The 13,969-nt window shown below is 62.8% G+C and carries 12 protein-coding genes; 5 read left to right on the top strand and 7 right to left on the bottom strand.

Features of this window, described 5'->3' with window-relative positions:
• Positions 1–753: an ABC transporter permease gene (locus tag FP2506_RS13440; protein ID WP_007068070.1), complete on the top strand. Its 753-nt coding sequence runs from the start codon at positions 1–3 to the stop codon at positions 751–753.
• Position 754: 1 nt separating this feature from the next.
• Positions 755–1,471 carry a fumarylacetoacetate hydrolase family protein gene (locus FP2506_RS13435; protein ID WP_148227574.1) on the top strand — a complete coding sequence of 239 codons (717 nt, stop codon included), beginning with the start codon at positions 755–757 and terminating at the stop codon, positions 1,469–1,471.
• Between the two features lie 39 nt (positions 1,472–1,510).
• Here the strand turns inward: FP2506_RS13435 and FP2506_RS13430 are convergent, their stop codons facing one another.
• The 7 genes from FP2506_RS13430 to FP2506_RS13400 form a co-directional block, all read right to left on the bottom strand.
• Positions 1,511–2,602, bottom strand: coding sequence for an ABC transporter ATP-binding protein (locus tag FP2506_RS13430; RefSeq protein ID WP_007068068.1), 1,092 nt, complete (start codon positions 2,600–2,602; stop codon positions 1,511–1,513).
• Between the two features lie 36 nt (positions 2,603–2,638).
• Positions 2,639–4,315 (bottom strand): alpha-glucosidase, encoded by a 1,677-nt coding sequence (locus FP2506_RS13425; protein WP_007068067.1) that lies wholly within the window; start codon positions 4,313–4,315, stop codon positions 2,639–2,641.
• 36 nt (positions 4,316–4,351) lie between these two features.
• On the bottom strand, positions 4,352–5,179 hold the full coding sequence (locus FP2506_RS13420; protein WP_007068066.1) for a carbohydrate ABC transporter permease: 828 nt from the start codon (positions 5,177–5,179) through the stop codon (positions 4,352–4,354).
• Between the two features lies 1 nt (position 5,180).
• The gene (locus FP2506_RS13415; protein ID WP_007068065.1) at positions 5,181–6,179 is read right to left on the bottom strand and encodes a carbohydrate ABC transporter permease; all 999 of its coding nucleotides are present in this window, start codon (positions 6,177–6,179) and stop codon (positions 5,181–5,183) included.
• A 124-nt stretch (positions 6,180–6,303) separates the two neighbouring features.
• A complete protein-coding gene (locus FP2506_RS13410; protein WP_007068064.1) occupies positions 6,304–7,581 on the bottom strand; it encodes an ABC transporter substrate-binding protein in 1,278 nt (425 codons plus the stop codon).
• 177 nt (positions 7,582–7,758) lie between these two features.
• Positions 7,759–8,871, bottom strand: coding sequence for a Gfo/Idh/MocA family protein (locus tag FP2506_RS13405; protein WP_007068063.1), 1,113 nt, complete (start codon positions 8,869–8,871; stop codon positions 7,759–7,761).
• On the bottom strand, positions 8,868–9,653 hold the full coding sequence (locus tag FP2506_RS13400) for a ThuA domain-containing protein (RefSeq protein ID WP_007068062.1): 786 nt from the start codon (positions 9,651–9,653) through the stop codon (positions 8,868–8,870). Before FP2506_RS13400 ends, FP2506_RS13405 begins: the two co-directional genes overlap by 4 nt.
• A gap of 201 nt (positions 9,654–9,854) precedes the next feature.
• On the opposite strand from FP2506_RS13400, the gene FP2506_RS13395 reads away from it, so the two are divergent.
• The 3 genes from FP2506_RS13395 to FP2506_RS18095 all read left to right on the top strand — a co-directional run bounded on the left by FP2506_RS13395 (position 9,855) and on the right by FP2506_RS18095 (position 13,915).
• Entirely contained in the window at positions 9,855–10,895 is a 1,041-nt protein-coding gene (locus FP2506_RS13395) for a LacI family DNA-binding transcriptional regulator (protein WP_007068061.1), read from the top strand.
• Between the two features lie 248 nt (positions 10,896–11,143).
• Positions 11,144–11,599: a response regulator gene (locus tag FP2506_RS13390; protein WP_007068060.1), complete on the top strand. Its 456-nt coding sequence runs from the start codon at positions 11,144–11,146 to the stop codon at positions 11,597–11,599.
• Positions 11,600–11,683: 84 nt separating this feature from the next.
• On the top strand, positions 11,684–13,915 hold the full coding sequence (locus tag FP2506_RS18095; RefSeq protein WP_007068059.1) for an HWE histidine kinase domain-containing protein: 2,232 nt from the start codon (positions 11,684–11,686) through the stop codon (positions 13,913–13,915).
• The last annotated feature ends 54 nt before the right edge of the window (positions 13,916–13,969 follow it).

Raw genomic sequence — 13,969 nt, 5'->3', positions numbered from 1 at the left:
ATGACGCTCTTCGGCTACCGCCTGCCGATGATGAGCTCGCTCATCGTCTGGGTGATCCTCTGGGAGATCATCGGCCGGCTCGAGCTCCTGTTGCTGTTTCCGCCGTTCTCGGAGGTGATCCTCGCCCTCGGCGATGTGCTCACCTCTTCGAGCTTCGCGGAGGCGATGCGGATCACGGCGATTTCCTATGTCGCGGGCCTCGCGATCGCGCTCGTCGTCGGCATTGCCCTCGGCTTCCTGATGGGCCTCGTGCCGACCGCCGACAAGATGCTGAACATGTGGGTGAACACCTTCCTGTCGGCGCCGCTCTCGGCGCTCGTTCCGGTGTTCATGATCCTCTTCGGCCTCGGCACGCCGACCGTCATCGTCACCGTCTTCATGTTCGCCGTCTGGATCATCGCCCTCGACACCCGCGCGGGCGTCCAGAACATCTCGCCCTCGCTCATCGAGATGTCGCGCTCGTTCGGCGCTTCGCGCTTCGAGCGCTTCAAGATCACCCTCTTCGCGGCGCTGCCGGAGATCCTCGCCGGTGTGCGCCTCGGCATGATCCGCGGCGTCAAGGGCGTCGTCATCGGACAGCTTCTCGTCTCGATCATCGGCGTCGGAGCGCTGTTCTCCCTCTACCAGCAGAACTTCCTGATGGCCCATTTCTGGGCGCTGGTTCTGCTCCTCTTCACCCTTGCGCTGACCTTCGCGGAAATCGTCGCGCGCTTCGAAAAACGCATCGAATACTATGCAGGAGCCAGAAGCTGACATGTCTCAGAGCACAATGACCAAACCCGCATCCGACGACTTCGTCATTTCCCCGCCTCCGGTCGCCGCCTTGCCGGTGGAGGGGACGGACGCGGTCTTCCCGATAAACCGGGTCTTCTGCATTGGGCGTAACTATGCCGCCCATGCCGTCGAGATGGGGCACGATCCGGACAAGGAGCCGCCTTTCTTCTTCTTCAAGTCGCCCTCCAACATCTCGACGGAAGAGACCTTCCCCTATCCGACCAAGACCTCCGACGTTCACCACGAGATCGAGATGGTGGTCGCGCTCAAGAGCGGCGGCACCAACATTCCGGTCGAAAGCGCGCTCGACCACGTCTACGGCTATGCCGTCGGTCTCGACATGACGCGGCGCGATCTTCAGGGCGAGGCCAAGAAGTTGGGCCGTCCGTGGGAAGTTGGCAAAGCCTTCGAGAAATCCGCGCCCTGCGGCCCGCTGGTCCCGGCCGACAGGATCGGCCATCCGACCGAGGGCGAGGTCAGCCTCGACGTCGACGGAGAGCGGCGCCAGAGCGGCGATCTCAACCAGATGATCTGGAAGGTGCCCGAGATGATTTCGATCCTGTCGGAATATTTCGAGCTTCAGCCGGGGGACATGATCATGTCCGGCACGCCCTCCGGCGTCGGTCCCGTGGAAAAGGGGCAGACCCTCACCGGCAAGGTCGCAGGGGTCGGCGAGATCACCGTAAAGGTGGTCTGACCGGCGCCGACCCGTCGCCTGCGGGCCAGACGTGCACCCTCAGTCCGGATGGATGGCGTCGCCGTCCTGGTCGAAGAGCTGTAGCGCTTCTCGGCGGGCCTTGAGTGCGATCCTCTGGTCGCGCTCCACCGGAACGCTGCCCGGAATCTTGGCGACCAGTGGCGCGTCGGCTGTGCCAATGTCGACATAGAGAAGCGTGACCTCGCCGAGCCGTTCGACCAGCGAGACGCGGCCCATAAAGTCGGCCTCTTCCTCGCCCGCGAGAGCGAGGTCTTCGGGGCGGACGCCGAGATAGCCGCTGCCGCCGGCCGCTACTGTCCGCGGCTCGGGTAGCGTGAGAGGGGCGAGCCCATCGATCGTCGCCTGGGCCCGATCGCCTTCCGACCCGATTCTTGCCGGCAGGATGTTCATCGCCGGCGAGCCGATGAAGCGCGCGACGAAGAGATTGTTTGGCCGTTCGTAGAGATCGATCGGCGAGCCGACCTGTTCCACATGACCCTTGTTGAGGACGACGATCTTGTCGGCGAGCGTCATCGCCTCGACCTGGTCGTGCGTGACGTAGATCATCGTCGTGTCGGACATCTTTTCGTGGAGACCGGCGATCTCGATGCGCGTCTGGACGCGTAGCGCGGCGTCGAGGTTGGACAGCGGCTCGTCGAAGAGGAAGACCTTGGGATTGCGGGTAATCGCCCGGCCGATCGCGACGCGCTGGCGCTGGCCGCCGGACAAAGCCTTGGGCAGGCGTTCGAGATAGTCCTCGATCTGGAGAACACGCGCCGCCTCGCGGATCCGCGTGTCCATCTCGTCCTTGCCGGTCGACTTATCGAGCTTCAGGCCGAAGGCCATGTTCTCGTAAACCGTCATGTGCGGGTAGAGCGCATAGGACTGGAACACCATCGCGATGCCGCGTTCCTTCGGGCTCTTGTCGTTGACGACCTTGCCGTCGATCTCGAGGTTGCCGCCGGTGATGTCCTCAAGCCCCGCGATCAGGCGCAGGAGGGTCGACTTCCCACAACCCGAAGGACCGACGAAGACGATGAACTCGCCTTGTTCGATCTGAAGATCGATGCCGTGCAGGACTTTGACCGCCCCAAAGGCCTTTTCGACCTTGGTGAGCTTGACGCTGGCCATCCTGAACTTCCTCCCGTCGGTCTTTCGTTTTCGTCGTTATTTTTCGATTTGCGCGATGAAGCCGTCATGGGCAGCGAGCCGGATCGTGTTGCCATCGAGCCGGCCACCGAAGAGGTAGGGTACGGGCTCGTTCATGGTCATCCCCTCCGGCGCCCGGAAGCTGCCCGTCTCGTCGCCAAGATTGAAGACGCAGAGAACGGCTTCGCCCTCATGTTCGCGCAATAATGCGAGAATGCCGGGCGCTGCGTCGAGAAAGCGGAGAGTCCCCTTCACAAGAGACGGCGTCGCCTTCCGGTAGGCGATCAGTCGCCGGTAGAAGGCGAGCAGCGAGTTCGGATCGGCCTCTGCCTCCGAGACCGCGAGCGGAAGATGCTCGCTCGGCGTCGGCAGCCAGGGCTCGGCATCGGAAAAGCCGCCGTGCCGGTTGTCGGTCAGCCAGACCATGGGCGTGCGGCAGCCGTCGCGCGTCTTCACGTCCGGCCAAAGCGCGATGCCGGACGGGTCGACCATCCTGTCGCGCGGGATTTCGGCTTCCGGAAGACCCAGTTCCTCGCCCTGATAGATGCAGACCGAGCCGCGCAGCGTCATCAGAATTCCGGCCGCGAGCTTGAGTATGGCGTCCCGCTTTTCGCGCCCCTTCGTCCAGCGGGAAGCGTGGCGAACGACATCGTGGTTCGAAAAGGCCCAGCAGGCCCAACCGTCGGGTCCGGCCGCATCGAAGCGCTCGATCACGCCGCGGATCGTCTGCGGTTCGGGGATCGCGCCGGACAGGAACTCGAAGGCGTAGCACATCTGCAGCTTGTCGCCGCCGGAGGTGTACTCGCCCATCATCTCGATGCCGGTCGTCCGTTCGCCGATCTCACCGACGGCAACTGCGCCGTATTCGTCGAGAACCTGCCGCATCTCTTTTAGGAAATCGAGGTTCTCGGGCCGGTTGCGGTCGTGGACGTGGTGCTGGAAATTGTACGGGTCGGCGCGCGAGGCGTAGGTCTCCGAGCGCATTGCCTCCGGAAGGGGCGGGTTGTCCCGAAGCTCCGCGTCGTGGAAGTAGAAATTCGCCGTGTCGAGCCGGAAACCGTCGACGCCGCGCTCCAGCCAGAAGCGCATCTCGCCGAGAAGCGCCGACCGAACCTCCGGATTGTGGAAGTTGAGATCCGGCTGCTCGGTGAGAAAATTGTGGAGATAGTATTGCCGCCGGCGCGAACTCCAGCGCCAGGCCGGCCCCGAGAACACCGACAACCAGTTGTTGGGCGGCGAGCCGTCCTCCTTCGGATCGGCCCAGACGTACCAGTCGGCTTTGGGGTTGTCCCGGCTCTGCCGGCTTTCCTCGAACCACGGATGTTTGTCGGAGGAGTGGGAGATCACCTGATCGATGATCACCTTCAGACCCAGTGCATGCGCGCGTTCGACCAGCGCGTCGAAATCGGCGATCGTGCCGAAGATCGGATCGACGTCGCGATAATCCGCGACGTCGTAGCCGAAATCCTTCATCGGCGAGGTGAAGAAGGGCGACAGCCAGATCGCGTCGACACCGAGCGAGGCGACATAGTCGAGCCGCTTCGTGATGCCGGCGAGATCGCCGATCCCGTCCCCGTTGGTGTCTTGGAAGGAGCGTGGATAGATCTGGTAGATCACCGCGCCGCGCCACCAGTCGGGGTCCTGGATCAGCTGGCCTGTCGCCGAGAGCTGGATGTCGTGAACCTGGTCAAGCACGGGTTCGAAGACCTCGCTGGATTTTGAGAATGAACATCAGCCCTTCACGCCGCCCGCCGTCAGGCCGGACACGATCTTGCGCTGGAAGACAAGGACGAGCACGATCAGCGGCACCGTAACGATGACCGATGCGGCCATGATCGTGCCCCAGGGGATCTCCTGCTCGGAGGCCCCGGAGAGAAGCGCGATCGCCACGGGCACGGTGCGGGTTTCGTTGTTCGACACGAAGGTGAGGGCGAAAAGGAATTCGTTCCAGGCCGCGATGAAGGCGAGAAGCCCGGTCGTCACCAGCGCAGGCCACATGAGCGGAAGGAACACCTTCGTGACGATGACGAAGGGCGACGCGCCGTCGACGATCGCTGCCTCCTCGATCTCGACGGGCAGATCACGCATGAAGGTGGTCAGCACCCAGACCGTGAAGGGCAGGGTGAAGATCATATAGGCGAAGATCAGCGAGAACAGCGAGTTGTAGAGCCCGACCGAGCGGATCATCTCGAAAAGGCCGGCGAGCACTGCGATCTGCGGAAACATCGATACCGCGAGGATCGTGAGGAGGAGCAGGCCCCGGCCGCGGAAGTTGATCCGCGACAGGGCGTAAGCCGCCGTCACAGCCAGGAAAAGCGAGATGACGACCACCGTCACCGCGACGATGACCGAGTTCAGGATGTTCAATGGGAAGACGCCGTTCGTCAGGACATCGCGGTAGTTGGCGAGGGAGAACTCGGTCGGCAGATAGTTGACGTCGAACAGCGCCGTGCCGGATTCGAAGCTCGTCAGGATCGCGTAGTAGAACGGAAAGACGGAGAAGAGGACGATGAAGACGACGAGGGCGTAGAAACCCACCCGTTTCGCGATGGCTTCCATGTCAGCGTCCTTTCCCGCCGAGGTCGAGACGGGCGACCTTGATGTAGAAGAGGGTGATGAAGGCGATGACCAGGAAGAGGAAGGTCGAGGCCGCCGAGCCGTAGGCAAACTTGTCGAACTGGAAGAGGTTTTCCTGGGCAAAGACCGACATCGTCTTGGTATCGGTGTTGTTGGGCGTCAGCACGTAGATGAGATCGAAGACGCGCAGGGCATCGAGGGCGCGGAAGATCACCGCAACGAGGATGGCCGGGCGGATCAGCGGCAGCGTGACCTTCCAGAACACCTTGACTGGATGGATGCCGTCAATCTTCGCGGCCTCGTAGACGTCGCCCGGCACCATCTGCAGGCCAGCGAGGATGAGCAGCGCCATGAATGGCGTCGTCTTCCAGACGTCGACCATGATCACCGCCCACATCGCGGTGTCCGGATCGGCGGTCCATGCGACGGGCGAGGAGATGATGCCGACCGTCATCAGCATGTCGTTGAGGATGCCGAACTGGTCGTTCATCATCCAGGCCCACATCTTGGCCGAGACGATGGTCGGGATCGCCCAAGGGATGAGGACGGCGGCGCGCACTAAGGCGCGGCCCTTGAACTCAGCGTTGAGGACGAGGGCGAAGGCGAGGCCGAGCACAGTCTCGATCGAGACCGAGATCACGGTGTAGTAGACCGTGTTCCAGACGGCGTTCCACCACTGGCTGTCGAAGAAGAGGCCAAAATATTCGCCCTCTCCGTCGCCGTAATCCACGTATTCCCAATAGTTGCGAAGGCCGACCCATTCGGCGCCGTCGATATTGGAGAGGCTCGCATTGGTGAAAGAGTAGTAGATCGTCTCGATCAGGGGCCAGCCGGCGACTAGGGCGAGCACGAGGAGCATCGGCGTCAAGAAAAGCCAGGCCGATCTCAGCCGTTCGCGGGACAGGTTGGAGCGCGCGGCCGGCCGCTCCTCGGCCTCCATCGCCTTCCTGGTCGGCGGGGCTCCCATCGAAACATTCGCCATGTCGTCCTCCCGAACGCGAAAACATTCCCTGGACCCCTGGGAGGCCGCGCTTCTTCGGGCGCTTCACCTCCCGTCAGGTCCTTAAGCGGACGGCGCGTTTCTGCGCCATCCGCAATAATCAGACTTATTCCCAGCCGCTCCGTTTCAGGCGGCGCAGGCGATTTTCGAGCTGGTCGAGATTGTCGGCGGCGGTTCCGCGACCGGCCAGCGTCTCGTTGACGGCGGTCCAAAATTCCTTCGAAACCTCGTTGTACTGGCTCTTGGTCGGGGCGGATGGACGCGGCACAGCGCTTTCCACGACCGTGTCCCATTCGGCGACGATGGGCTGGGCTTCTGCGACCTCAGGATCGTCATAAAGGGCGGCAATCGTCGGCAGCCGCGCTGTCATGATCGCACGCTCCTTCTGCGACTGCTCGGATGTGAGAAACCGGACGAGCTCGATCGCGGCCTCCTGATCCTCCGAATATTGCGACACCGCGAGGTTCCAGCCGCCGAGGCAGGCGGCCGACTCGCCGCTTTCGGCGCCAGCCGGCAGGGGCGCGACGTCGAACTTCCCCTTCACAGCCGAATCATCGCCATTGCCAAGCGGATAGGCATAGGGCCAGTTGCGCATGAAGACCGCATTGCCGGTCTGCCAGACGCCGCGCGATTCTTCCTCCTTGTAGGAGAGCACACCGGACGGCGCGATCGAGCCGACCCAGCCCTTGGCCTTTTCCAAAGCCGCAGCCGCCTTCTCGTTGTTGATGGTGATCTCGCCGTTCTCGTCGACGATCGTCCCGCCTCCATGGGAGGCGACCCATTCGAGCCCGTCGCAGGTCAAGCCCTCGTAGGGCGCGCCCTGGAAGACGAAGCCGTTCATCTGGCTGTTGCCGGCCTCGCGCTCGGCGTCCTGAATTTCCTTGGCCGTCGCGGCGAGCTCTTCCCAGGTCGTCGGGACTTCTTTGCCGTATTTTTCCAGAAGGTCCGTGCGGTAGTAGAGCGCCGGCGCATCCGTGTACATCGGGAAGGCGACGAGCTTGCCGTCGACCGTCTGCGACTGGATCACCGAAGGAAGGTGCTGGTCGACGCGGTCGGCCATTGCCTCCGAAAGATCGACGAGATTGGCGGCGAGCTGCGGAGCCCAGATCACGTCGGTCCGGTAGACGTCGATATCGGCGTTCTGCGCGGCGAGCCACAGGCGATACTGGCCGAACTGATCGGTGGTCGAGGCCGGCATCTCGACGATCTTCACCGTGTGCCCGGTCTCCTCCGTAAATTTGGAGAGCTGCGTGCGCATCTCCTCGACGTCCTTGCCGATCGAGCCGAGGGCGATCGACAGTTCCGCGGAAATGGCCGGCTGCGCGGCCAGCAGGGCGCCGAGTCCGGCGCAGGCCGCGAGTGTGGATAGTCGGATCATTTTCATTCCTCCCTTTGGGACATCGAGGCAGATCGCTCCCTTGCCGCTGCTCGATGCCTGTTGGTATTTCCCTTCCGACAACTTTGCCGAGGTTCTACGACCTGGGCGTGATCATCGGAGTTTTCCGTTCAAGGTTGCATGGTGCTATTCTGAAGAACAGGCTCCGAACGCCGGACCCTATCGCTATGACGCCCTCCGCTGCGTCAGATCATGAGCTTCGATCGGAATTTCGGAGCCGAGGCCGGTCGCGACCATCCTTTTCTCGGCATCGGAGACGAAACAAAGGTCGAGCGTTTTCTGAACTTCGGCAGCACGCCGGAAGCTCGGGTCTCCTGTAACACCTGCGCGCAGAGCCTCGGCGAAGCGCCGTTCGTTGCGTGGCGTCGGGTTGCATGCGACCCGCTCCCAAGTCGCCGTGTCGATGTTCGCACCAAGGCAGACGTCGAGGCTTGAATCGAACTGGTTGGCCCAGACGCGCAAGGCCCCGCGATCCCCGTAGATCGTCAGGTGCAAGTCGTTGAGATTGCCGGTTGCATAGCGTGACATGTGGACGACGCCGAGGGCACCATTCGCCAGTTCGACCGTCATGGCGACGGAGTCGTTGACGTCGAAACGGTACGGGCCAATCGCGCCGCCTTGCGCCTTGTCGAACGTCTTCATCCGCGCCTGGAGTGCGGCAATTTCCAGTCCGGAACCGAAGGTGACGAAGTCAATAAGATGGATGCCGATATCGCCGAGAACGCCCTTCGATCCGTGCGAGCCCGACAGGCGCCAGAGCCAGCGCTCCTCCGTGCGCCAGTCGCCCCAGTGCTTTCCCGTCAGCCAGCTTTGCAGATAGTTGGCATCGACATGCCGGATCGAGCCGATCTCGCCTGCCTCCACCATCTGGCGCGCGCGCTGGATGGCATGAGCGTTGCGATAGGTGAGATTGACCATGTTGACGACGCCGGCCTTTTCCGCCGCGTCCGTCATCACCATCGCATCCTCATAGGTCGGCGCGAGGGGCTTTTCGCAGAAGACGTGCTTTCCGGCCGCGAGAAGTTCGAGCGTCGTCGCCTTGTGTACGGCATCCGGCGTCGAATTCACCGCTGCATCGAACCCGCCCCAGTCGATCGCCTCCGCAAGGCTCCCGAAACTGTGCGGAATTCCGTGCTGGTCAGCGAAGGTCCTTGCGCGCTCGCAGTTCATGTCGACCGCTGCAACGATCTCGATGCTTTCGATCTCGCCGAACTTCTCGGCATGCCGGGCGGCAATGCCGCCGGTGCCGAGGATGATGAGCCGGTCGGCGCCGCTCATCGGAAACCCGCCTCGCCGGCCCTATGCAGGGACGCGCCTTTCGGCTCCAGCTTTTCGGGAGCCTTATCGTGAGGCACGTTCGGCGCGTCGGAGACGTCCTTCCAGGGTTTAGCTGGGTTATAGGCCCAGCGAACGGCGTTGCGCAGAACCTTGCCGACGTTCTCGTCCTTGTAGATGGGGTAGGTCTCGTGGCCGGGCGCAAAATAGAAGATGCGCCCCGCGCCGCGCTGATAGGTCAGGCCCGATCGGAAGACTTCGCCGCCTTCGTACCAGGAGACGAAGAGCGTCTCCATCGGCTCGGGAACCAGGAAGGGCTCGCCATACATTTCCGAATGGGGCAACTCGATCGCCGGGCCGATGCCTTGCGTGATCTGATGGGACGGGTTGATCACCCAGAGCCGCTCGCGCTCGCCGGCTTCGCGCCAGCGCAGCGAGCAGGGGGTTCCCATCATCCGCTTGAAGATCTTCGAGAAATGGCCGGAATGGAGGACGATCAGTCCCATGCCCTCGGCGACGCGCTGCTGCACCCGGTCGACAACTTCGTCCGAGACATCGCCATGGGCCTTGTGACCCCACCAGAGAAGGACGTCGGTCTCGTCGAGCCGTGATTGCGGAAGACCATGTTCGTCCTCCTGCAATGTCGCAGTCGATACCTCGATCTCTCGATCCGCCGACAGGACCCGCGCGATCTCGTTCTGGATGCCGTCCGGATAGATGGCCTGAACGACGGAATTGTTCTGCTCGTGGATGAATTCGTTCCATACGACGGTGCGAATCGCCATCGCTGCTTCCTTCCTCCGTCGGTCCGGCCTTTACGGCTCTCTTTCGTCAGCATGCAACGTCGATTTTCGTTTGTCAAAGCGCTTTGAAACATTTTCTAAGCGCTTTGATTGACGTTTGCGTGAGTTTGGTGCGACTTTGAGAGGGTAATCGCGAATGCGGGTGTGCGGTGCGCGTTCAGCTGGCAGCGTTGGGAGGATCGGATGGCACTGAAGGACATCGCCCGCGAACTCGGCCTCTCCCAGACAACCGTCAGCCGCGCGCTCAATGGGTATCCGGAGGTTGGCGTCGAGACCCGCCGGCGTGTGTTCGCGGCCGCAGAGAAGCTCAACTATCGTCCGAACGCCGTGGCGCGGCGGCTGGCGACCGGCCGAGCCGGAGCGTTCGGGGTCGTCTCTCCCCGGTCGCGCCGCACGCTTGCAAGCCCGATTGTCACGGATTTCCTCACCGGCGTCTCGGACAAATTGACCGAGGACGGGCTCAACCTAGTCTTTTCGCAGGTCGAGGAAGGGCGCGAGCGCGAAGGCTGTGACAGTCTGATCGCCAGCGGCACCGTCGACGGCCTGATCCTCTTCTCGCCGCTTTTGGAGGACGAGCGGACGGCCGGACTCGCCACGTTGAACTTCCCCATCGTCGCTCACGGTCGGCCGCTCACCGGCACGCCAGTACCCTCGATCTCGATCGACAATCACAACGCTTTCTGCGTGGCCGCCGGATACCTCCTCGCGAGGGGTCATCGGCGGATCGGACTTCTCAACGGAGACGAGCACCAGGCCTATGCCATGGACCGGCTGGCGGGTGTCGAGGCGGCCCTGCGGGACGTCGAGGATGCGCGCCTCGTCCTCGCTTCCCCGGGCGATATGAGCTTCGAACGGGGCCGGAAGGTTACACTCAACGCGATCGACCAACATCGATCGGTGGGCGAAGCCGGGAGGACCGCGCTGCCGACGGCGCTCCTCTGCTCGTCAATCCTGCTCGCGCTCGGTGCGATCGCGGCTCTCAGGGAGCGGGGCCTTGAAGTCCCGCGCGACGTGTCGATCATCGCCCATGACGATCAGGTTGCCGCCCTGCCGCCGATCATGACGACGCCGGCGCTCACCACGACGTCGTCGTCGATTCGTGCGGCTGGTCGCCGCGTTGCAGAACTCCTGCAGGGGCGGATTCGAGGCGACGTCCCAACAGATTACGCCGAGGTCTGGAAGGCAGATCTTGTGGAACGCGGCTCGGTTCGGCACCTCGACTGAATCGCAGGCCTTCTTCGAAGCAGAAGAGCGGCCGACGGCGTGACCGAGTCTGACGCTCGGAACACGATTGGGTGTTCGGCGCACTTAGACCGCAAATCGAACGCACGCGTCCGCGCAGGAGTGCTCTCATGTGCGCGGTTATAGAACCACGTCTTGCCACAGCGATCTTGGAAGCCAGGTTAAAGCTTTACTCGCGCTGCCGAAATGCACATAAACATCGGTACTTTAACAGAGGTGATCGCCGACCCATGACCAGTGCAGCTCCCGATGAGAGTCGATCCTCCGCTCCCGTCTCTTCGGGACACAGCGGGCGGACGACCGATGCCAAGCCGCGTCCGCTGGAGATTCTCATCGTCGAGGACGAGGTTCTGATCGCGATGGATGTCGAACAGTCGGTCGAGGACGCCGGCCACTGCGTGATGGGGATCGAGACGACGGCGAGCGCGGCCGTCAAGGCGGTCGAACTTCGCCGACCCGATGTCGTGTTGATGGACCTGAAGCTCGCCGACGGGTCCTTCGGCGGCGATGCGGCACGGGAAATCCTGCATCGCTTCGGCATCCGCTCGATCTTCATCAGCGGCAATCTCGACTCTACGACCCGCAAGCGCCTGGTCGATCTCGAACCGATTGCCATGCTGTCCAAGCCCTTCCGGGCCGATGAACTCGTCGAAGCGCTCGCCTCGGTCATGCGAACACGCAATTGACGTTCTGAAAGGTTGGACCGGACCCGCTGCACCGACGTGCAGACCCCCGGGTTTGAAGGAGTGTCGAAGCTGTCAGAGCAAGAAATGTCATCTGCCGGCCGCCCGCCGCGTCACGGCTGGGACCTGACGCTTGCCCGATCGATCCTTCTGGCGAGCCTCGTCGGCATCGTCATCGTCATGGGACTCGGCGTAGCCGTCTGGCGCAGTCAGTGGGATCAGTCGGTCGACCGGGCAACCTCGGAGGCCCGCCGGACGGCGTTCTTCCTTTCCCAGCATGCCGAGCAGCTCTTCATCGTTTCCGATCTCGCTCTGCAAAAGGCCGTTCAGATCGCGGACGGCGGCGACTGGGGCCGTGTGGGAAACTCGCGGACGGCCCATGAGGCGCTGGTCTCGATCCGGGAGGACATCAGCTATATCGAAGATCTCTGGCTGAACGACGCCGACGGTCGTCTTCGCCTGACCAGTTTCCGGTTTCCGACGCCACCGAGCAGTGCAGCCGACCGCGACGCCTTCAAAGCACAGATCGAAGGGGATGGGGGCCTTTATGTCGGCGGCCCAATCACGGGACGTGTCACCTCGCGGGGGACCTTCCTGGTATCGAGGCGGATCGTCAACGAGGATGGCGGGTTCGCGGGAACCGCGATGGCGACCGTCGATCTCGGCTACTTTAATGATTTCTGGACCCAGCTGACATTGTCGGATGGCATGCGAGTCACTGTGTTCCGTGCCGAGGACATGAGCGTCCTGACCTCGTGGCCGGAATCAGTGCCGAGCCCTCCCGACACCGGCGGCTTTACCGAACAGATTACCGAGGCCGCAAAGACCGGGGAGATGGAATTCGTCGAGAACGACGATATCCGATTTGGCTCCTATCATCGCATTGGCGATCGGGCGGTCTATGTCCGTGTGACGCAGTCGAGCGATGCTCTGGCAGAAGAGTTCTGGCAGCGCTTTCGTCCGCTGATGCTCTTCGCCGGGTTCGGTCTTCTGCCACTTCTCGCCCTCATGGCTGTCGCCTGGCGCATGGCCGTTTCCGCCGAAGGGACACGGTTGCAACTCGACCGCGAGGTCCGTCAGCGTACAGCCGACCTTCGTGCCGAGACGCGCCTCCTCGATACGCTCAACCGATCCGGGCTGTCGCTGAGCGCCAAGCTCGACCAAGACGGCATCGTGCAGATGGTGGTCGATTCGGCAACGGTCCTCTCAGGCGCGCGCTACGGCGCCTTCTTCTACCTCAAGCATCAGCCCAACGGTGAGCACCTTCGGCTCCATGTCCTGTCCGGCGCGAAAAAGGAGGATTTCGCGCAGTTCGCCGATCCGCGCGAGACGGCCGTCTTTGCGCCGACCTTCGCTGACAATCGCGTCGTACGCTCTGACGATATTACGAAAGACCCACGCTACGCGCGCGGCGTTGGAGGGACCGAGAGCCGGACAGCGGCGAGTGCCGATTATACCGGCGGTATGCCGCATGGCCATCTCCCGGTTCGCAGCTATCTCGCGGTTCCGGTGGTCAACTGGGAGGGAAAGGCCCATGGCGCGGTTCTTCTTGGACATCCGGAACCGGGTCGCTTCAGCATGCGGCACGAAGAACTGATCCGCGGACTTGCTGCGCAAGGTGCGATCGCCCTCGACAATGCAGGTCTCTTTGAGGATGCCCAACGCGAGATCATCGCGCGTCGGGCCGCCGAGGACGAACAGCGCATCCTGATCGACGAGTTGAACCATCGCGTGAAGAACATGCTCGCGACGATCAAGGCGGTGTTGAAGCTGTCGTCGCGATCGGCCTCCGACGTCAGTTCCTTCACCGAAACTTTCGTCAATCGTCTATCTTCGCTCGCCGCCACACACACGATCCTGACCGAGGGTATGCGCCAGTCGGCCGATCTGAAGCAGATCATCGAAAACGAGGTTGCGCCCTATGCCGTCACGTCTCAATCGGGCGCGACCGGGGCGCGTATCGGACTTGACGGGCCATCGGTCGAGCTCCCCGCGACGATTGCGGTGCCACTCGGCATGGGGCTGCACGAACTCGTTACAAATGCGGTAAAATACGGTGCGCTGAGCGTCCCGGCGGGCCGCCTGACGATTCGCTGGTGGATCGCAGAGAGCGACGAGCGCCCCATCCTCGAATTGCGCTGGCTCGAACGAAATGGGCCACCCGTGTCACTGCCAGAGCGCAAGGGCTTCGGCTCGCAGCTCCTGCAGCGCGTCCTCGTCGACCAGATCGGGGCGGAATGCAGCTTCGACTTTGATCCGGCGGGACTCTCTGCGTCGATCACCGTGGAACTGCCGCATCGACCGGCGTCGAGCGCCTGAACGACTTCGAAGCGCGTTCGCGGACAGTAAGCAAGCTGTCGTGCGCAGTATCCA

This window comes from Fulvimarina pelagi HTCC2506, from assembly GCF_000153705.1.
In the GTDB taxonomy this organism is placed as follows: domain Bacteria; phylum Pseudomonadota; class Alphaproteobacteria; order Rhizobiales; family Rhizobiaceae; genus Fulvimarina; species Fulvimarina pelagi.
Note: the sequence above shows the minus strand (reverse complement) of the source record. Positions and strands in the feature narration are given on the sequence as shown.

Coding starts and splice junctions, on each gene's coding strand:
- FP2506_RS13440 (WP_007068070.1), top strand. CDS start 1: ATGACGCTCTTCGGCTACCGCCTGCCGATGATGAGCTCGCTCATCGTC.
- FP2506_RS13435 (WP_148227574.1), top strand. CDS start 755: ATGTCTCAGAGCACAATGACCAAACCCGCATCCGACGACTTCGTCATT.
- FP2506_RS13430 (WP_007068068.1), bottom strand. CDS start 2,602: ATGGCCAGCGTCAAGCTCACCAAGGTCGAAAAGGCCTTTGGGGCGGTC.
- FP2506_RS13420 (WP_007068066.1), bottom strand. CDS start 5,179: ATGGAAGCCATCGCGAAACGGGTGGGTTTCTACGCCCTCGTCGTCTTC.
- FP2506_RS13415 (WP_007068065.1), bottom strand. CDS start 6,179: ATGGCGAATGTTTCGATGGGAGCCCCGCCGACCAGGAAGGCGATGGAG.
- FP2506_RS13410 (WP_007068064.1), bottom strand. CDS start 7,581: ATGAAAATGATCCGACTATCCACACTCGCGGCCTGCGCCGGACTCGGC.
- FP2506_RS13405 (WP_007068063.1), bottom strand. CDS start 8,871: ATGAGCGGCGCCGACCGGCTCATCATCCTCGGCACCGGCGGCATTGCC.
- FP2506_RS13400 (WP_007068062.1), bottom strand. CDS start 9,653: ATGGCGATTCGCACCGTCGTATGGAACGAATTCATCCACGAGCAGAAC.
- FP2506_RS13395 (WP_007068061.1), top strand. CDS start 9,855: ATGGCACTGAAGGACATCGCCCGCGAACTCGGCCTCTCCCAGACAACC.
- FP2506_RS13390 (WP_007068060.1), top strand. CDS start 11,144: ATGACCAGTGCAGCTCCCGATGAGAGTCGATCCTCCGCTCCCGTCTCT.
- FP2506_RS18095 (WP_007068059.1), top strand. CDS start 11,684: ATGTCATCTGCCGGCCGCCCGCCGCGTCACGGCTGGGACCTGACGCTT.